20 protein-coding genes and 3 tRNA genes are annotated in these 16996 nt (G+C 68.5%); 14 read left to right on the top strand and 9 right to left on the bottom strand.

Annotated features, from left to right (window positions below):
* Positions 1 to 1531: endonuclease/exonuclease/phosphatase family protein (locus IEQ44_RS05380; RefSeq protein WP_193637415.1), on the bottom strand; the 1531-nt coding region annotated here is incomplete at its 3' end.
* Positions 1532 to 1611: 80 nt separating this feature from the next.
* Here IEQ44_RS05380 and IEQ44_RS05375 point away from each other — a divergent pair.
* A complete protein-coding gene (locus tag IEQ44_RS05375; RefSeq protein ID WP_319804510.1) occupies positions 1612 to 2964 on the top strand; it encodes a cytochrome P450 in 1353 nt (450 codons plus the stop codon).
* A gap of 351 nt (positions 2965 to 3315) precedes the next feature.
* Positions 3316 to 3714 (top strand): carboxymuconolactone decarboxylase family protein, encoded by a 399-nt coding sequence (locus tag IEQ44_RS05370; protein WP_193637413.1) that lies wholly within the window; start codon positions 3316 to 3318, stop codon positions 3712 to 3714.
* Positions 3715 to 3723: 9 nt separating this feature from the next.
* Here IEQ44_RS05370 and IEQ44_RS05365 read toward each other — a convergent pair whose 3' ends face one another.
* From IEQ44_RS05365 to IEQ44_RS05355, 3 genes are all read right to left on the bottom strand, one after another.
* Entirely contained in the window at positions 3724 to 4458 is a 735-nt protein-coding gene (locus IEQ44_RS05365; RefSeq protein ID WP_193637412.1) for a DUF5995 family protein, read from the bottom strand.
* Between the two features lie 64 nt (positions 4459 to 4522).
* Positions 4523 to 4786, bottom strand: coding sequence for a hypothetical protein (locus tag IEQ44_RS05360; RefSeq protein ID WP_193637411.1), 264 nt, complete (start codon positions 4784 to 4786; stop codon positions 4523 to 4525).
* A 100-nt stretch (positions 4787 to 4886) separates the two neighbouring features.
* Complete coding sequence (locus tag IEQ44_RS05355; RefSeq protein WP_193637410.1) at positions 4887 to 5240, bottom strand: ArsR/SmtB family transcription factor; 354 nt, start codon at positions 5238 to 5240, stop codon at positions 4887 to 4889.
* Positions 5241 to 5328: 88 nt separating this feature from the next.
* On the opposite strand from IEQ44_RS05355, the gene arsM reads away from it, so the two are divergent.
* The 8 genes from arsM to IEQ44_RS05315 all read left to right on the top strand — a co-directional run bounded on the left by arsM (position 5329) and on the right by IEQ44_RS05315 (position 11451).
* Positions 5329 to 6147 (top strand): arsenite methyltransferase, encoded by an 819-nt coding sequence (arsM, locus tag IEQ44_RS05350; RefSeq protein ID WP_193637409.1) that lies wholly within the window; start codon positions 5329 to 5331, stop codon positions 6145 to 6147.
* Positions 6144 to 7256, top strand: a complete 1113-nt coding sequence (gene arsB, locus IEQ44_RS05345) for an ACR3 family arsenite efflux transporter (protein ID WP_193637408.1) — start codon at positions 6144 to 6146, stop codon at positions 7254 to 7256. The genes arsM and arsB overlap by 4 nt, the downstream gene beginning before the upstream one ends.
* Positions 7253 to 7717 carry an arsenate-mycothiol transferase ArsC gene (locus IEQ44_RS05340; protein ID WP_193637407.1) on the top strand — a complete coding sequence of 155 codons (465 nt, stop codon included), beginning with the start codon at positions 7253 to 7255 and terminating at the stop codon, positions 7715 to 7717. Before arsB ends, IEQ44_RS05340 begins: the two co-directional genes overlap by 4 nt.
* A gap of 678 nt (positions 7718 to 8395) precedes the next feature.
* Positions 8396 to 8569, top strand: a complete 174-nt coding sequence (locus IEQ44_RS16800) for a hypothetical protein (protein WP_227486975.1) — start codon at positions 8396 to 8398, stop codon at positions 8567 to 8569.
* Positions 8570 to 8825: 256 nt separating this feature from the next.
* Entirely contained in the window at positions 8826 to 9089 is a 264-nt protein-coding gene (locus tag IEQ44_RS05330; RefSeq protein ID WP_193637405.1) for a hypothetical protein, read from the top strand.
* A gap of 86 nt (positions 9090 to 9175) precedes the next feature.
* Positions 9176 to 9460 (top strand): hypothetical protein, encoded by a 285-nt coding sequence (locus tag IEQ44_RS05325; RefSeq protein WP_193637404.1) that lies wholly within the window; start codon positions 9176 to 9178, stop codon positions 9458 to 9460.
* 633 nt (positions 9461 to 10093) lie between these two features.
* A complete protein-coding gene (locus IEQ44_RS05320) occupies positions 10094 to 10291 on the top strand; it encodes a site-specific integrase (protein ID WP_193637403.1) in 198 nt (65 codons plus the stop codon).
* An 830-nt stretch (positions 10292 to 11121) separates the two neighbouring features.
* Complete coding sequence (locus tag IEQ44_RS05315; protein ID WP_227486974.1) at positions 11122 to 11451, top strand: tyrosine-type recombinase/integrase; 330 nt, start codon at positions 11122 to 11124, stop codon at positions 11449 to 11451.
* Between the two features lie 123 nt (positions 11452 to 11574).
* On the opposite strand, the gene IEQ44_RS05310 is transcribed toward IEQ44_RS05315, so the two are convergent.
* Positions 11575 to 11647 (bottom strand) — tRNA-Arg (locus IEQ44_RS05310).
* 34 nt (positions 11648 to 11681) lie between these two features.
* Complete coding sequence (locus tag IEQ44_RS05305; protein ID WP_193637401.1) at positions 11682 to 11960, bottom strand: hypothetical protein; 279 nt, start codon at positions 11958 to 11960, stop codon at positions 11682 to 11684.
* A gap of 222 nt (positions 11961 to 12182) precedes the next feature.
* On the opposite strand from IEQ44_RS05305, the gene IEQ44_RS05300 reads away from it, so the two are divergent.
* The gene (locus IEQ44_RS05300) at positions 12183 to 14024 is read left to right on the top strand and encodes a phosphoenolpyruvate carboxykinase (GTP) (protein WP_193637400.1); all 1842 of its coding nucleotides are present in this window, start codon (positions 12183 to 12185) and stop codon (positions 14022 to 14024) included.
* A gap of 213 nt (positions 14025 to 14237) precedes the next feature.
* Positions 14238 to 15236: a LuxR family transcriptional regulator gene (locus tag IEQ44_RS05295; protein WP_193637399.1), complete on the top strand. Its 999-nt coding sequence runs from the start codon at positions 14238 to 14240 to the stop codon at positions 15234 to 15236.
* Positions 15237 to 15284: 48 nt separating this feature from the next.
* Here the strand turns inward: IEQ44_RS05295 and IEQ44_RS17600 are convergent, their stop codons facing one another.
* From IEQ44_RS17600 to IEQ44_RS05285, 3 genes are all read right to left on the bottom strand, one after another.
* Entirely contained in the window at positions 15285 to 15407 is a 123-nt protein-coding gene (locus tag IEQ44_RS17600) for a hypothetical protein (protein WP_264674436.1), read from the bottom strand.
* A gap of 214 nt (positions 15408 to 15621) precedes the next feature.
* Positions 15622 to 15713 (bottom strand) — tRNA-Ser (locus tag IEQ44_RS05290).
* A 44-nt stretch (positions 15714 to 15757) separates the two neighbouring features.
* A complete protein-coding gene (locus IEQ44_RS05285) occupies positions 15758 to 16207 on the bottom strand; it encodes a hypothetical protein (protein WP_193637398.1) in 450 nt (149 codons plus the stop codon).
* 137 nt (positions 16208 to 16344) lie between these two features.
* Between IEQ44_RS05285 and IEQ44_RS05280 the strand changes: the two genes are divergently transcribed.
* Positions 16345 to 16758, top strand: coding sequence for a hypothetical protein (locus tag IEQ44_RS05280; RefSeq protein ID WP_193637397.1), 414 nt, complete (start codon positions 16345 to 16347; stop codon positions 16756 to 16758).
* Between the two features lie 91 nt (positions 16759 to 16849).
* Positions 16850 to 16937: transfer RNA gene (locus tag IEQ44_RS05275), tRNA-Ser, on the top strand.
* Positions 16938 to 16996: the final 59 nt, after the last annotated feature.

The following is a 16996-nucleotide window of genomic DNA, read 5'->3' as shown; positions in this document are numbered from 1 at the left end:
TCATCGCGTCCTGGTTCGAGGCGCCGGCGATGTCGGCGTAGCGGGCCTTGTAGTGGGCGACGTCGAAGAAGATCGACGACCGACGGCCCTCGTGCTGACCGTGGGCCACGTAGTGCTCGATCGCCCCCTGGAAGTTGGTGGCGCCGTACGCGGCTGCGACGTCCGGGTGGATGCTCAGGTAGTAGGCCGGGTCGAAGGTGGCCGAGCCCATCCGTCCCTCGGCGATGCCGTGGTTGAGCCAGTGGGACTCCACGTAGTCGTACTTGTTGCCGCCGTGGACGCGCGCGGCCTCCTGGGCCCAGGCGTCGACGTCGGGGTAGGACCGGGCGTAGAACTTGCGGTCGAGCACGAACCGGCGCAGTCGGACGTCGCTGCGCCTGCTGTTCTCGTTGTGCACGTAGTCCTGCACGCCGAGCTGGGCGCGGAAGCAGTCGTTGTCTGCGCAGGGTGCGGGGGCCGGCGCTGAACCGTCACCCGCGCTGTCGCCGCCCGGGATGGAGTCTGGGATCTGCACAGTGGCCAGCAAACGGGCATGTCCGCTCTTGACCCCGTTGGGTGTCTCGGCGTCGATGAACTTGAGAGGCGCGAGCTTGCCCGGGTGCTTGACCGAGGTGAAGTTGTCGGAGAAGAAGAGGTAGTCGATCTTCCTGCCCTCCGCGGTGTCCTGCCCCTTGCGTACCGGCTTGCCCTTGGACCCGAGCTGCTCCGCCTCGATGAATCGGCCCTGCTTCGAAGCGCCGGCGGGCTGTGCGTACAAGTAGTCCAGCGGTGTGTCCTTGGGGTTGGTGTTGAAGTCGCCGCCGATGATCACCCGGCGATCTCCCAGCCACCCCTTGACCTTGTTGCGGATCTTCCGTGCCTGCTGCTCGCGGATCTCATCCGCCGGCTGCATGCAGTCGGGGGTCGGGTTGTCCTTGTCCGGGCACAAGTTCTTGAAGGCGACCAGGTGGGTGCCGCAGATCGTGTACTTCGCACCGCTGGTGACGCCCAGGCAGACCAGCTTCGGCTTGCGGGTCCTGTCCTTGGGCTCCTTCTTGAGGGAAAAGGTCGGTGTGGTCACCGCCTCGGCTGGCCTGGTCCACGCCACCAGCACTCCCTTGTCGGTGTGTGGCCCGGGGCAGGCGTTGGCCGTGGTCTTGGTCTTGGTCGGGCTGTAGTTGTGCTGCCATCCCGTGGGAAGACCTTCCTTCACCCACGAGTTGCAGACCTCTTGCAGGATGACGGCGTGGGCGCCGGTGTCTGCCGCCTCCTGGAGCGCACTGTCATACCTGGTCCGGCTGCCGTCGGTGTTGTGCTGGATCACGACCAGCTTCGAAGGCGCCGCGACGGGCACGATCTCCGGAGCCACGATCGGGCCCGCGTCGGTGTCGGATGTCTGGCTCTGTGCTGTCGTGGCCAGCCCGGCGGCCAGGACGGCCCCCAGGATCCACGTCGTCATTCTGCGGCGCACCGCATCCCCCTTGGTCGTTCGGCGGATCCGTCGTCGGACCCGACCGCGGTGCGGGGGCAGTGCAGCGAGTCCCCCGAGCACGCGGCCCGCTCAGAGTAGGGATCGCATGAGTCGCGTCAGAACGTGGTCCGCACCACGGACGCAGCGGCATGATGGCGAGGGTGAGCACCCGGATGCCCCAGGCCCTGTACCCCGTGACGCGGCAGGCGCGCGTCACCTTGGCGCGCTCCTTGCACTGGGGAGTCTCCGACGGGCTGCCTCGCCTCGCGCTGCGCGCCGCCGCCCGACGAGGTGACCTGCAGGGCCGACTGGTGGCCGCCACCGCTGCGGCCGACCCGCAGGCCGTGTGGCGAGTGGTGGAGGAGATCCGTGCCCGGGGGCCGTTGTCGCCGACCGCGTTCGGCTTCGTCACCACCCACCACGCCGTGGTGAAGGAGGTGCTGTCGAGCTCCGCCTTCGGCGCCGGGCTCCCGGCGTCGCCGCAACCCTGGGTCGCGCGGCTGGTGGAGCGTACGACCCCGCCCACCGTGCACCCGTTGCGCCCGCCGTCGCTGTTGGCCACCGAGCCTCCGGACCACACCCGCTACCGCAGGCTGGTGACCCGCGTCTTCACTGCGCGAGCCGTCGAGAAGCTGCGTGGTCGCACCGAGGAGATCGCCCAGGGCCTGCTCGACCGGATGGCGCGGCAGACGGGTCCGGTCGACCTCGTCTCCAGCTATTGCGCGCCGCTGCCGGTGGCGGTGATCTGCGAGGTGCTGGGGGTGCCGGAGGCCGAGCACCAGCGGGTGCTCGAGATGGGCACGGCGGCTGCCGCCAGCCTCGACATGGGCCTCGACTGGACGGCCTACCGACGCGTCGACTCGGCGCTCGCGGCCTTCGACGCGTGGCTGACCGACCACCTGACGCGGCTGCGCGACAAGCCTGGTGACGACCTGATGAGTCAGCTGGTCCGCGCCCGTGAGGACGGCGTGGGGCTCGACGAGCAGGAGCTCAAGGCCACGGCGGGGCTGGTGCTGGCGGCGGGGTTCGAGACCACTGTCAACCTGCTCGGCAATGCCGTCGCGCTGCTCGCCGGCGAGGCGGGCGTACGCAGTCAGCTCGCCACCCTGCGCGACGACCCGTCGCTGTGGGCCAACGCGGTCGAGGAAGCGCTGCGCCTGGACCCGCCGGTGCTGATGACCGCGCGCACGTGCCGTGAGGAGACCGAGGTCGCCGGGCGCCGCATCCCCGCCGGGGCGCTGGTGGCGACCGTGCTGGGCGGGGCCAACCGCGACCCCGAGGTGTTCGACGACCCGGCACGTTTCGACGTCACTCGCGGCAACGCGCGCGAGCACCTGGCCTTCTCCGCCGGACGCCACCACTGCCTGGGGGCGTCGCTGGCCCGGATGGAGGGAGAGGTCGGCCTGCGGGCGCTCTTCGACCGCTTTCCCGACCTGGTCGTCGAGCCGGGTGCGCGGCGGCGACCCACTCGGATCCTGCGCGGCTTCGAGGCCCTTCCCGTACGCGTGGCCTGAGGCTTCAACGACGCTCGTCCGGTGGCCCACGGAGCACGCCCGAGAGCCCGGCCGATTGGGGGGAGGGGCTCGGCCGGGCTCGGGCCACCGAGTCATCTTGGGGATGCGGTGGGGAGACAGGAGGCGGCGCGAACGCCGGGCCCCCGTACGAGGAAAACCTAACGCGCGTTCGGGGTTCGGAGCATCGGTTTCGGCGTTTCTTTACCCTCGCCGCGCCACGTCCGACGAGGGCGTTGTCGGGGTGACCAAGAGGGACGGAGGCAGTTGTGCACGATGCACGGGGACTATCCCCCCCGGGGGTTCTGGGTTACGGTGGAGGCATCGTCACCTCATGAGAAAGGACGGCCCGTCATGGCGCACGAGTCGCACGACCACCAGTCCGCCACCTACGGCAAGCAGGTGCTGAAGGAGCTGTCGCCGCTGCACCGCCAGCTGCGTCAGGCGATCCCGGACGTCTACAAGGGCTTCAACGAGCTCTCGGGCGCCGCCTTCGCCGAGGGCGCGCTGCCCAAGAAGGTCAAGGAGCTCATGGCCCTGGCGATCGGTGTCGTGGAAGGGTGCGACGGCTGCGTCGCCTCCCATGCGCGCGCGGCAGTCCTGGCGGGGGCGACCCGCCAGGAGGCCGCGGAGGCCATCGGTGTCACCTTCCTGATGCACGGCGGCCCGGCCTCCATCCACGGCGCTCGCGCCTACGAGGCGTTCTGCGAGTTCGCCGACGAGGCGGAGGCCAGGGCCGCCAGCCAGGGCTGACTCCCGGCGTCAGTCGGCCAGCGCTCCGATGACGGCCAGGAGGTCGGAGCGTTCCCGGTCGGCCATCCACCCGGTCACCCACTGCACCGGGGCGGGTGGATGCAGGATGCGCCGACCCAACGCGGCCACCCTGGCGTCACGGTCGGCCACGAGACTCTCGAGGTCCGGGCCGGCCGTCGCCAGCCGCTCGGCAAACGCCCAGGCGCGCGCCCGGGCGTACTCGATGGACCAGCCGGACACCAGCTCGTCCATGCGCCCCGCCAGCCGGTCGGCCACCGCAGTCCACGGCGCCGTGTGTGACAACGCGTCCTGCATCCGGTCGATCATCATGGCCAGGACGTCGTTGAGTCGTTCGAAGTCGGCCTGCAGGTGCGCCACCTCGGCACCCTGCTGGACCCGAGCTGCTGCCACACCCAGGTCGAGGTTGATGTGGGCGTTCATGCCGGCCATCACGTGCTGCAGCGCCAACGCCGACGGCGGAGCCTCGAAGACCACCTGCCACGACTGCGAGATCGGCCGCCCGGCTGCGAACCCGGCGGCCGCGTCGAGGTAGAGCCGGGCGAACTCGACGTCGAACCGCTCCATGCGCTCGCAGTCGTCGAACTCGCCAGCACGGATCCCGTCGCGGACCCTGGCGGTCACGGACCGGTAGACGCAGGTGAAGTAGCCCCGCGGGTCGCCTTCGTCCAGGGCCCGGTCGAGGAGTGCGTCCATGGCGGCGATCGCCTCGTCGATGGTTTCCATCAGGGTTCATCCTGCCGTGCTCGAGCCGAGTTGGCCCAGCGAATGCGCTGTTGTCAGTGCGGGGTCACTGCCCGGCGCCGCCCGGCAGCACGACCTTCCCGTCGACATGGACGGCTGCGCGTTCCACGCCGTCACCGTAGGTGAACTCCACCAGGTAGACCTCCACGTAGGAGCTGAGGTCAGGGTCCATGCCGGCCTGCTTGAGGATGAACGCCGCACGCTGAGCCTGGGGATCGTTCGCCTTCTTCTCCGCCTTCTTCACGTCGGCGCATCCCGACGACAGGACGAGAAGGATCGATGCCAGGACGAGCGCGAGCCACTTGTTCATGACGGTCTCGCAAGGGGATGGAGGGGTCTGGCCAGTATGTCGCTGGCGCTCCTCGCGTGTCCCTGCAACGACAGAAGCGCAGGTCAACGGGGCGCGGACCTCACGGTCTCAGCGCGTCGCTGAGCAGGGTGAGGGTCTCCTCGACGATGCGGAAGTACGCCCAGCGTCCCCGCTGCTCGCGCATGACGAGTCCGGCCTCGACGAGCTGCTTCATGTGGTGGGAGACGGTCGGTTGCGCCAGGCCGACCGGTTCGGTGAGGTCGCAGATGCACGCCTCGCGGTCGGACTGGGCGGCGATCAGTGAGAGCAGGCGTACGCGCGTGGGGTCGCCGAGTGCCTTGAACACGCGCGCCAGGTCCTGTGCGGCGGCCGCGTCCAGCGCGCCGCCCGTGACCGTGGAGCAGCACTCCGCTCCTGTCAGGTCGACAGAGGGGGGTGAGGAGGGGGCGGGCATGCGAGCAGTCTGCCAGACGCATTGACATTCGTCGATTGATCGATGATCCTCGATGCGTCAGAGCTCCCCACGTCCGGAGGACCCGAGCATGAGCACTTCCGATCTCTCACCCGACCCCGACCTGCTGCGCGAGGAGGTCCGGCTCCGGTATGCCGAGGCGGCCTCCGCCGTCGGCCGGGGGGCGAGCAACGGCGAGGTGAACGACGCGCTCCAGCTCACCGTCGACCCGGAGGGGGAGGGCTCGTGCTGCTCGGGCACCGAGCTGGTCGCGGACGCGTCGTTCGGCGCTGCGCTCTACGGCGACGACCAGCAGGACCTGCCGGCCGAGGCCGTCGCCGCGAGCCTGGGGTGCGGCAACCCCACCGCGGTCGCCGACCTCCGCCCGGGGGAGCGAGTGCTCGACCTCGGGTCCGGTGGGGGGATCGACGTGCTCCTCTCCGCGCGACGGGTCGGGGAGACCGGCTTCGCCTACGGCGTGGACATGACCGATGAGATGCTCCAGCTCGCGCGCAGTAACGCCGAGAAGGCCGGCGCGCAGAACGTCGAGTTCCTCAGGGGAACGATCGAGGACGTGCCGCTTCCTGACGCGGCGGTCGACGTGGTCATCTCGAACTGCGTCATCAACCTCTCCGTCGACAAGCCGCGGGTGGTCGCGGAGATGTTTCGCGTGCTCGCTCCCGGGGGTCGCGTCGGGGTCTCCGACGTCGTCGCCGAGGACCACCTCACGCCCGCCGAACGCGCCGAGAGGGGCTCGTACGTCGGGTGCATCGCGGGTGCGTTGTCGCGCAGTGAATACCTGGGTCTCCTGCACGACGCCGGGTTCGTCGACGCCAGCGTCGAGTTCACCCACGAGGCCGCGCCCGGCATGCACGGCGCGATCGTGCGAGCGACCAAGCCGCGCGCATGACGAGGACTGCGCCGCCCACGGGCGAGGTGCCGGCCGGCTCGGCGCCCGTTGGTCAGGTCGCCGCCCGGATGTCGACGCTCGACCGTTTCCTGCCGGTGTGGATCGGTCTGGCGATGGTGGTCGGCCTGCTCGCCGGACGCTGGGTGCCTGGGATCGCAGACGCCCTGGACGCGATGGCCGTCGGTTCGATCTCGCTTCCGATCGCCATCGGTCTCCTGGTGATGATGTACCCGGTGCTGGCCAAGGTCCGCTACGGCGAGCTCGGCACGGTCGTCCGCGACCGGCGCACCATGGTGCTGTCGTTGGTGCTGAACTGGCTGGTCGGCCCGGCGTTGATGTTCACGCTGGCGTGGACCTTCCTGCCCGACCTTCCGGAGTACCGCACCGGCCTGATCATCGTCGGCCTCGCGCGATGCATCGCGATGGTGATCGTCTGGAACGACCTGGCGTGCGGTGACCGGGAGGCCGCCGCCGTGCTGGTGGCCCTCAACTCGGTCTTCCAGGTGGTGGCCTTCGCAGGGCTCGGCTGGTTCTACCTCGAGGTGCTCCCCGGCTGGCTGGGTCTGGGTGCCACGGGCCTCGACGTCTCGGTGTGGGAGATCGCCGTGAGCGTGCTGGTGTTCCTGGGCATCCCCCTCGCAGCGGGTTACCTCAGCCGTCGCATCGGTGAGGGCCGCCGCGGGCGCGAGTGGTACGAGGAGCGCTTCCTCCCGGTGGTCGGCCCCTGGGCCCTCTACGGCCTGCTGTTCACCATCGTCGTGCTGTTCGCGCTGCAGGGAGACACGATCACGAGTCGGCCGCTCGACGTCGCTCGCATCGCGCTCCCGCTGTTGCTCTACTTCGTCCTCATGTGGGCCGGCTCCATGGTCGTGGCCCACAGGATCGGGTTGGGCTACGCCCGCTCAACCAGCGTCGCGTTCACCGCGGCCGGGAACAACTTCGAGCTCGCCATCGCCGTGGCCATCGCGGTCTTCGGCGTCACCAGCGGCCAGGCCCTGGCCGGTGTCGTCGGTCCGCTGATCGAGGTGCCGGTCCTGGTCGGTCTGATCTACGTCAGCCTCTGGTCCCGCCGCTTCTTCACCGACACCCGAACAGGAGATCTCCCGTGACCCAGCCCCTCCTTCCGCCCGACGACCGCACGCCCCAGGTCGTGTACGCCTGCGTGCGCAACGGTGGCCGCTCCGTCATCGCCCGCGTGCTCACCGAGCACTACGCCCAAGGCCGGGTCGTGGCGCTCTCGGCCGGCACCCAGCCGGGTGAGCACATCCACCCCGAGGTCGCCGAGGCCCTGCAAGGCCTGGGGGTCGACACCAGCCAGGAGCGCCCCAAGCACCTGACCCGCGAGATGATCGCGGCCAGCACCTTGGCAATCACCTTGGGGTGTGGCGAGCAGTGCCCCTACGTCCCGGGCGTGACCTACCGTGACTGGCCGGTCGACGACCCGGGTGGGCAGGACCAGGCGACCGTGCGACGCATCATCGCCGACCTCGACCGCCGTGTCCGTGATCTTCTGCGCGAACTCGTTCCCGACCTGGAGCTCCCCGAGAGCATCGTCGTCGCGCAGCAGTGACGCGCGGCGGCCGGCGCGGTCGCGCGTCCGTCGGGTCGACCGGCCCACCAGTCGAGTTCGCGGACAACCGCTACCGGCGCGACCCGGCACCGACTACCGTCGGCGCGTTGATTCAGAGCCTCTACTGAACCCGGCACGCGACAGAAAGCAGGCTGAGTACTTCAAGTGACCAGGCGCTTCGGTCTTCAACCTGGCCGTACGCGGCCGTTCCTCCTGGGAGCGGCCGCGTGCGCCGTGATATTTGCCGGGGGATGCGGCTTGCCTCAGGGGCCCGACGGTCGGTCAGCACGCATGGTGCATGAGGAGGGTGAGGGTCCGCTCGCGATGCTCACGGGGGAGGGCGGAAAAGCCACCTACGCGCCTCCGCGGGCCAGCACGTGGTGGTTGACCTCCGGGTATGCACATCCCTGTGTGGAGGGTGTTGCGGAGGCCACCATCACTGCGGTGCGTTACGAAGCGGCGCCCCAGCCTCTCCGAATCAACACGCTGTTCATGTTCACGCCCCCTCTTCGCGACCGATCGAAAGACTGGGCGGGCGGGTTCGGCGAGTCGTATGGCGTGTATCCAGACTTCAATGGGATGCCAGGTGAGCCTGCGAACGGCGGACATGCATCCCGCGATCTTCCGGTGACCGTGGACGTGCCCTGTTCGGCGCACCCTGCACCAGAAGATGGATGGGTGGAGATGCTCACCGAGGTCCAGGTCGGTCGTCAAGGAACGCACATCGACGTCACGCACGTCGACTACGAGGCCGAGGGCAAGAAGTACACGTTGGAGTATCGGTGGCAGACCATCTTGTGTGGCGACGCTCCAGCGGTCACCGAGACTGGTCGCTGCTCCCGGAATGATTGAGGGGCCTAGGCGCCCCGGCTGGATGGTCGCCGAGCGCCCGATGAGGCCGCCGCGCAGCGGCACGCCGTGAGGCTGCTCCGCGGGGGTAGACCCGGACAGCTACTTTGAGGTGGCTCGCGCTGACGCGTTGAAACGAGCCCGTTCCCGAAGAGCCAGGGGTACGGTCGGTGGCCCTACGCTTGGATCCGATGGAACTGAAAGGCTGAGCATGCCCGGAAAGCCTCTTGCCGTTGCTGTTGCCGTTGGCGTTGGCGTCATGACGTTCCTGGTCGGCCTTGCTGCGGGATGGATCGGCTTCAGCGACCGTCCTGAGGAGTTCGACACCACCGTCGTCAAGATCAACGCGGACCGCACCAGCGTGTGCGTGGACCGCGCTGAGGACTCCTGCGGTGTCGCTGTCATCGAAGGCTCCGACGTGGACGCCATCAAGGAGGGAACGGCGGTGACGGTGCAGGAGTTCTGGCTCCAGGGCTCGCGAGGCCGCGTGCTGGCTTTCTACGTGCAGCCACAACTTCAGTAGTGGAACCACAGCAGCGCCTGGCATCCGTGAGGTGCCGGGCGCTGCTGCTGTCAGCACTGCGCCTGGCACCCGTTGCAGGTTCTGGTGTGCATCGTCCTGAAGGCGTCTTTCCGGGGGCGCGAGTCTCGATCAGGCCGCTAGGCCGTGCGGCGCGAGTCGAGCCCGAGGAGGTGCAGGGCGAGCCAGCGGGTGCCGTGGCCGTCGTAGAGCGCGTACGCACGACGCCGCTCAGCGGTCGCCTCGTGCAGGCGCTGACGGAAGTCGTCGACGTCGGTGAAGCCCTCGGGGAGCTCGAACGGGGCGAGGCTTTGGTCGGCCAGGACGGGCTTGAGGCCCCCTTGGCGCCGCGCGCCGCCGCCTCGCGCCGGTAGGCCTAGGACTGCTGCACGATTGGGTGACAGTTGGGGTCAGGCAGCCAGAGTGGCTGGCTGGGTCATGATGGTCTCGAGCGGAACGGGGGTCAACCGGACTAGGGCTTCCTGGTGACGTCGCCGGTGCCTAGACGTGAAGCTGGGCATGGCGGGCGAACTTCTGGGCACGAGCGGGGGGGAACCCATCGACCGTGTGGCCTACCAGTCGCGCAACCGCGGCAGCTACGTCGCCGCTCGCACTACGGCCGGCGGCCACCACTCCTGAAGGGTCCACCACGACGTATCCGTCCTCAAAGAGTGCGTCACACCCCAAGCGACAGGCCAGGAAGGACGCTGACGCGAAGTCAAGACGTTCCGCGTGGTTCAGGGCGTGGCGCGGAACGATGTGCGCAGCCACCAGTAGTGAAGGTGGCAGAGATTTTCCACAGAGGCCGCAGGGAGCTAGATCGCGGCTGCCCAGCAGCTGGCGGCGCAGGCGCGCCTGCTCGCGGCCGACCACCACGCTGCTGCGTCCATCGGTGACTGCCAGGACCGGGGCAGTGGCGTTTCCGTGTGGGTCGACGCCCTGGTCAGGAACTTCCTCGCGTTCACCGCGCGCCGAGTCACTACGCATTCCACATCGACAAGTACCTGGTGCCTGATCTGGGAACTCGGCAGCTGGGCAAGCTGACGGCTCGCGAAGTGCGGCTCTACCTGGACTCGCTGGGCCGAGCCGGGCGAGGAGTGCGCACGATCAGGTACGTCCACGCGACGCTCAGTGCAGCGCTCGAGGACGCTGTCCGCGAGGAACTCATCGAGAAGAACGTGGCCAATGAGCAGTACTCAGAGTGAGTCTGCTTTCGGACTCCGCCACATCAGGGGGCGTGCGTACGGGCCAACACAAGAAGGATTTCGCCGCACTTGCTGCCCTCGAAGGGCGCAACTGGGGGAACTTCATGCACTGGGCTATCAGCTGGGTTATAGGCGAGCCCTACTGGAGGACCGTCCAGAACGCAGATCGATACTGCTACCAAAAGAATTTCGATTTCCGGAATCCCAGTGGGAGTTCCTTCAAGCGACATGTGATTGTTATCCTTGGGCGGACGGGCGTTCGAATCATGAACTCGTTCCCGACGAGGAACGGGGACTACTGTAAGGGGACCCGCTTCTAAGCCCAGGAGGAGGGTGCGAAATGCAGAATCGAGATCAATTATGGGAATTGCTTAGGACGTTCATCGGCCAATGGGGGTCGGTTCGAGAAACCGAACTAGGCCTCCTTCTGACTTGGGGGGACGAGCAGTGGGAAACAGAAATAGAGATCAATCGCATCCAACTCCAATGCTACGTGGCCGACTTCGCGGCGGCTCGACGTGCAGCTGGACTTGATGATGGGCTTGCAAACGGGTTGCCGTTGCCACTCATGGATTCATTCGGGGCGTGCTTTGGAACTCAAGCGTCGCCCTACCAGCATCTAGCGTTGCAGGGGCTCGAATTTGACGTAGTAACGACGGCAGGCTAGTCGGGACTCACGGAAGAGTGGTGGTGTCCGTGGCTCGTTAAGGTCGTACGAGGCGCAGGGCTTGGGGCGACACGTGAAGATCGTGTCGCCCCAGGTTTCATGCGTACGGATTCACCTGTCGGGCACTGGTAGTTGTCGGGACAAACTGGCAAGCGCTACTTCCTTGTACCCAGCACATGCGGACTCGAACGCGCTCGTCTTCACGACGCCCATCGGCACCCCGATCGATCCCGACAACTGCTCGAAGTTCGTGCAGGCGTCCCTGAAGGCAGCTGGCGTCCGCAAAGTGCGGATGCACGACTTCCGTCACGGCTGCGTCTCGCTGCTGCTCGCACTCGGCGTGCCCCCAAGGATCGTGATGGAAATCGCCGGCCACTCCGCCTTGGAGATGACGATGAACGTCTACGCGCACGTCTCCTTGGACGACAAGCGCGGAGCCCTCAACCGGCTTGGGGACCTCTTCGGTGAGGGTGACGAAGAGGGCCTCTTGTGACCTCGTTGGTGTCACTTTGGGTGTCAACCCGCGAACTGACGAGCGAGACCGAACGCGCGGCTCAGGTCCCAGGAACGACAAAACCGCAGGTCACCTGGGGGGTGACCTGCGGTTCTGGTCTTGCGCGCCTGTAGGGATTCGAACCCCAAACCTTCTGATCCGTAGTCAGATGCTCTATCCGTTGAGCTACAGGCGCCCGCCACCACGCGGACGCGGCGACTCGGTAGAGGTTAGCGGACGTGCTCGCGGATGCGAAATCTGGGGGCGGTGCGCGGGGGCGTACGCCGTGACGTCGCGCCGGCGGGGAGTGGCGAGGACCACGGTGGACACCGGCGTCGTGGGGGCGCCGCCGGGCGTACCCTGACTGCAGGCACCTCGGCCCGCACGTCCGTTCGGCACACCTCCCGACAGGACGCGCCCGCCAGGTCCGCCCGGCAGGCCGCGACGGGGGTTGCGACAGGCCTCGGCTGCTCACCAGCAGCCCCTGGGCGTACGCCTCCGCGTGTCACGCGACGACCGGTCAGAGCCGTTTTGACATTTCGTGCTCTCCTGCCACCATGCGGGGACCACCCCGGCGTCGGCGTGGGTTTCGCGCGGGCTACCGTGGGTGCGCATCTCTACGGCCTCTCGAGGCCATGGGATCACCGCCCACACCCAGGCACACCCACGAAGTGATGGTCGGCTGGTCCTCCGGAATCACCGGCACTTTCCATGAATTGGAGCAAGGTTCGATGGCAGACGTTGAAGCAGTCCTCGACGCGGCGGGTCTCACCAACCCCCACGTGCGTGAGTACGTCAAGCAGTACGCGGAGCTCACCGGCGCCGAGCGCGTCGAGGTGGTCTCGTCGTCTGACGACGCACGCCTGATCCAGGAGGCACTGGAGGCGGGCGAGCTGCTGCCGGCCGGCAAGGGGCGCTACTACTCGCGCAGCTACCACAAGGACACCGCCCGCTCCGAGGAGCGGACCGTCGTGGCCACCAACGACCCCAAGGACAAGGGCGTCTACAACAACTGGAAGCCGGCTTCGGAGATGAAGCCCCTCCTTCACGACAAGATGAAGGGCGCTTCCGCCGGCAAGACCATGTACGTGATCCCCTACCTGATGGCGCCGGCGGGCAACGCCCTCGCGCCGTGGGGCGTGGGCGTCGAGCTGACCGACAACCGTCCGGTCGTGCTCCACATGATCCGCATGGCCCGCGTCGGCATCGAGTACGTCAACGACCTCGAGAACCCCGAGATGTTCGTGAAGGCCGTCCACGTGACCGGCGACCTGCCCAACCTGGGCCAGGGCACCGACGACGACCAGCGCTGGTTCGTCACCGTCGCCGACGAGCGCACGATCCTGCACTACGGCTCCTCCTACGGCGGCAACGCGCTGCTGGGCAAGATCGCCCACGGCCTGCGCCAGGGTGCCTACGACGGCTGGGTCTCCAAGAAGTTCCTCGGCGAGCAGTACATGCTCATCGGCATCAAGGACAAGGAGACCGGCAAGACCTACCACGTCACCGGTGGCTTCCCGTCCGCGTCGGGCAAGACCAACCTCGCCATGATGCTCCCGCCGGACGCCCTGGGTGACCGCTACGAGGTCTACTTCTACGGCGACGACATCGCCTGGCTGTGGGTCGACGAGAAGACCGGCAAGCTCATGGCGATGAACCCGGAGAACGGTGTCTTCGGTGTCGCCAAGGACACCAACGAGACCACCAACCCCACCGCGCTGGGCTCGATCGACTCCAACTCCGAGGCGATCTTCACCAACGTCGCCTACAACCCCACCACCCAGGAGGTCTGGTGGGAGGGTCGTACGCCCAACCCGCCGGAGGACGTCACCGGCTGGGAGGACTGGCGCGGCAACCTCATCTCCGAGCGCACCGAGGCCCAGAAGAACGACCCGTGGGCGCACCCGAACAGCCGCTTCACCACCACGCTGTCGAAGGTGCCCAACATCGCCCCCGACTGGGACGAGGCCGCCGGCGTGCCGGTCGACGCCATCATCTTCGGTGGTCGTACCCGTGACCGCGAGCCGCTGATCCGCGCGATCACCGACGTGGCCGAGGGTGTCTACGACGGCCTCACCCTGGGCGCGGAGGCCACCTTCGCCGCCGAGGGCACCGAGGGCGTCCTGCGCTACGACCCGATGTCGAACCGGCCGTTCATGGCCTACGGCGAGGGCCCCTACGCCCAGCACTACCTCGACATCATCAACGCCGCCAGCGAGAAGCCGCTCTTCGCGCACGTCAACTGGTTCCAGCGTGGCGAGGACGGCCGCTTCCTGTGGCCCGGATACCGCGACAACCTGCGTCCGCTCCTGTGGCTCATGCAGCTCAAGAACGGCGAGGTCGAGGGCGTCAAGACCCCCGTCGGCATCCTCCCGAAGAAGGAGGAGCTCAACCTCGAGGGCCTCGAGATCGACCCCGAGGACCTCGACGCGGTCCTGCGCATCGACAACGCCCGCTGGCAGCAGGAGATCGGTCACCGCACCGAGCACCTGGAGCAGTTCCCCGACATGCCCAAGGAGATCTGGGAGGCCCACAACCGTGTGAAGGCCGACCTCGAGGCCGACGCCAAGTGACCTCACGCTCCTGAGCAACACCGCCGCAGGGCCCCGGACCACGTGTCCGGGGCCCTGTGCGTTGCGCAGCCCCACGCAGCCCCGCGCAACCCGGGTGGCCGGCACGCTGGTCTGTGCATTTCTCTGCGAAATCGTCCGCGGCGCCGTTCTACTGGTGTTGCGCGGCGATTGTGCAACCATGTGCACACCGTCCAGTCTGAAGGGAATCGACCGGTGACGCACTACGGCCCTGAGGAGCGCGAGCTCTTCGAGCAGGTCGCGACGCCGCTGTACGAGTCGGTCGTCGCCGCGGGCCACCTCTCCGTCGCGGACGCGCGCTGGGACGACCCGCGTACGCGAGCAGCGTTCGACCTGCTGGTCACCTTGGGCCTCCTCGTCGAGGACGACGGCCGCTACACCCCCGTCGACCCGAGCACCGTCTCGTCGATGGTGGTGACCCCCCTCGGGCAGCAGGGCGCCCACCTGATCAGTGAGTCCGCGCAGTGGTCGCAGGCCTTCACCGGCCTCGGGCATGCCTGGCGCAAGGCGCCCGCGCCCGCCAGCGGCGCCTTCACGGAGGTGCGGGGTGAGGCGATCAGTCCGTTCATCGCCGCGCTGGTGGCCGACGCCGAGTCCGAGCTGCTCACCGCCCAGCCGCAGACCGGCCGCAACGCCGCGACCCTGGCGGCGGCGACCGCCCGCGACATCGCCGCCCTCGAGCGCGGCGTGAAGATGCGTACGCTCTACCAGCACTCGGCGCGCCGCAGCCGCGTCACCTACAAGTACGTGGCCGCGGTGCGGGCACGCGGAGCCGAGGTGCGCACCCTCGACGAGTTCTTCAACCGCCTGATCGTGGTCGACCGGCGGGTGGCCGTCATCCCCGGCCACGACAGCCTGGCGGTGGCGCTGGCCGTGCGGGAACCGTCGATCGTGGCCTACCTGGTTGACATGTTCGAGCGCACCTGGGAACGGGGCCGCCCGCTCGAGACGCGGGAGAACACCCGCAGCCGCGAGATCGCGGCCGAGCAGCGCGCCATGACGATCCGCATGCTCATCGCGGGCCACGCCGACCCGGCGAGCGCGAAGAGGTTGGGCGTCAGCCCGCGCACGTACGCTGCCTACGTCGCGGACCTCAAGTCAGAGTTCGACGCCGAGACCAGGTTCCAGCTCGGTTATGAGATGGGCCGCCTCGGCGTCTCGGGTGAGGAGGTCGACGGGGACGAGGAGGGCTGAGGTCCTCGCGCCCGGCGACCGCTCACCGCTGGGGGTGTCGGAGCGCGGTCAGCGCTTGCCGCTCACGTAGCCCCAGCTGGTGTCGAGCTTGGCCTGGGCGGGTGCGACCGCTGCGGTGAGGCTGAGGATGCCGGCCAGAGCGGCCACGGTGACGATGCGAACGATCTTCATGGGATTCCACCTTCTCGGGGTAGGGGGAGTGGTTGTCCATCCACATTGTTGGTGGGGGAACCGGGTGCGTCACCAAGAACAGGTCTGCATGTTCATGCAGTGCAGGAAGATGAAGTCACGCGCCTGGGCCTGACTGCGACCGAATCTCGTCCAGGGGTCCGTCCCCCAGAACTGTGTGGACCCCGCCCGAGCGGGGCTCGGACGGGGTCTCGACTGGCGGAGGCGGCGGGATTTGAACCCGCGAGAGGTGTGACCCTCAACCCGCTTAGCAGGCGGGCGCCATAGACCGGACTAGGCGACGCCTCCAGACAGCGCTCACAGGCTACAAGGCGGTCGACCCGCCCGGCCAATCAGCCCCCCAGCGGCCGGATTCCGTGGCCGCGGGTGAGGTGCTCGCCCACGGTGCGCGCGAACTGCTCACGGTCGGCGTGCAGGGAGTCGACGGGGATGGTGGTGGTCCGACCGTCGCGCAGGCGCAGCACCACGCACCGCGACCCCAGGACCTCGGTGGTCACCGCGTCCTCGACGTCCTTCCAGCGGGCTGCGGTGACGCCCGCGCCACGGATCCGGCGCACGCGGTAGCCGTCCTCGGTCAGGCGCACGACCCAACCGTTGGACCAGGCCATCAGGCCCACCACGACGACGATGACGACCAGCGCCGGCACGAGCAGCACCGCGCCGTGCCAGTTGGCGACGGCCACCCCGAGGGTCGCCGCGGCGACGAGGGCGGCCATGAAGAGCATGGTCACGCCCAGCAGGCGGGCGGTCACGGCGGGAGAGAAGCGATAGTCGGTCACCACGACCCGATTGAACACAACCGCCGTACGGACCACCAAACCCGCTCCGACCTCAGGGGACGTCAACTCCTTGTCAGGCAGCCCCTTCAGGCGCACACTGAGGAGCCGGGCTGAGACCCGGGTCCCCCCGCGGAGGCGCCATGAGCACCAGCTCGACGACCGGTGGGACTGCACCCGAGCAGCCCCACGACGGGCATCGGCGCCCGGACGCGGTCGACGACCTGGTCGCCGGCCTCGAGGGTCTCTCCGGACGCCCGCCGAAGGTGTGGCGCCGCGAGCTGCTCGACCGCCTCGACCGCACGCGTACGCTCCTGGTGGAGGAGTCGCAGGGCCCCGACGACTGGTTGCAGGCCCGCCGCTCCAGCCTCCTGCGCGAGCGCAACAGCCTGCTCGACCGGATCACCCTCACCCGTCACCGGGTGATCGGCACCGACGACGTCGACCGGGTCGCCTACGACGTACGCCGTCTGGCCGCCTGCCTGCGTCGGCACCTGCAGCGCGTCAACGACGTGGCCTGGGACGAGGTGGAGCTCGAGGTGGGCGGGTCGGAGTGATCCGCCCGCGTCCCCACCCCGTCCCGAGCCCTGACCCGCGCACCTGCGGCGCCGAGTGTGCCTAAGATGCTCCGGTGCGCCGTGCGCACACGGAGGGGTGCCGGAGTGGCCTATCGGAACCGCCTTGAAAGCGGTCGTAGGGAGACCTACCGCGGGTTCGAATCCCGCCCCCTCTGCCAGCGTCCGGGATGAGCCGGACGACGACGCCCCCGCAGGTCGGTGACCTACGGGGGCGTCG

Source organism: Nocardioides malaquae, assembly GCF_015070385.1.
GTDB classification, from domain to species: Bacteria; Actinomycetota; Actinomycetes; order Propionibacteriales; family Nocardioidaceae; genus Nocardioides; species Nocardioides malaquae.
This window is presented reverse-complemented; position numbering and strand designations above follow the sequence as displayed.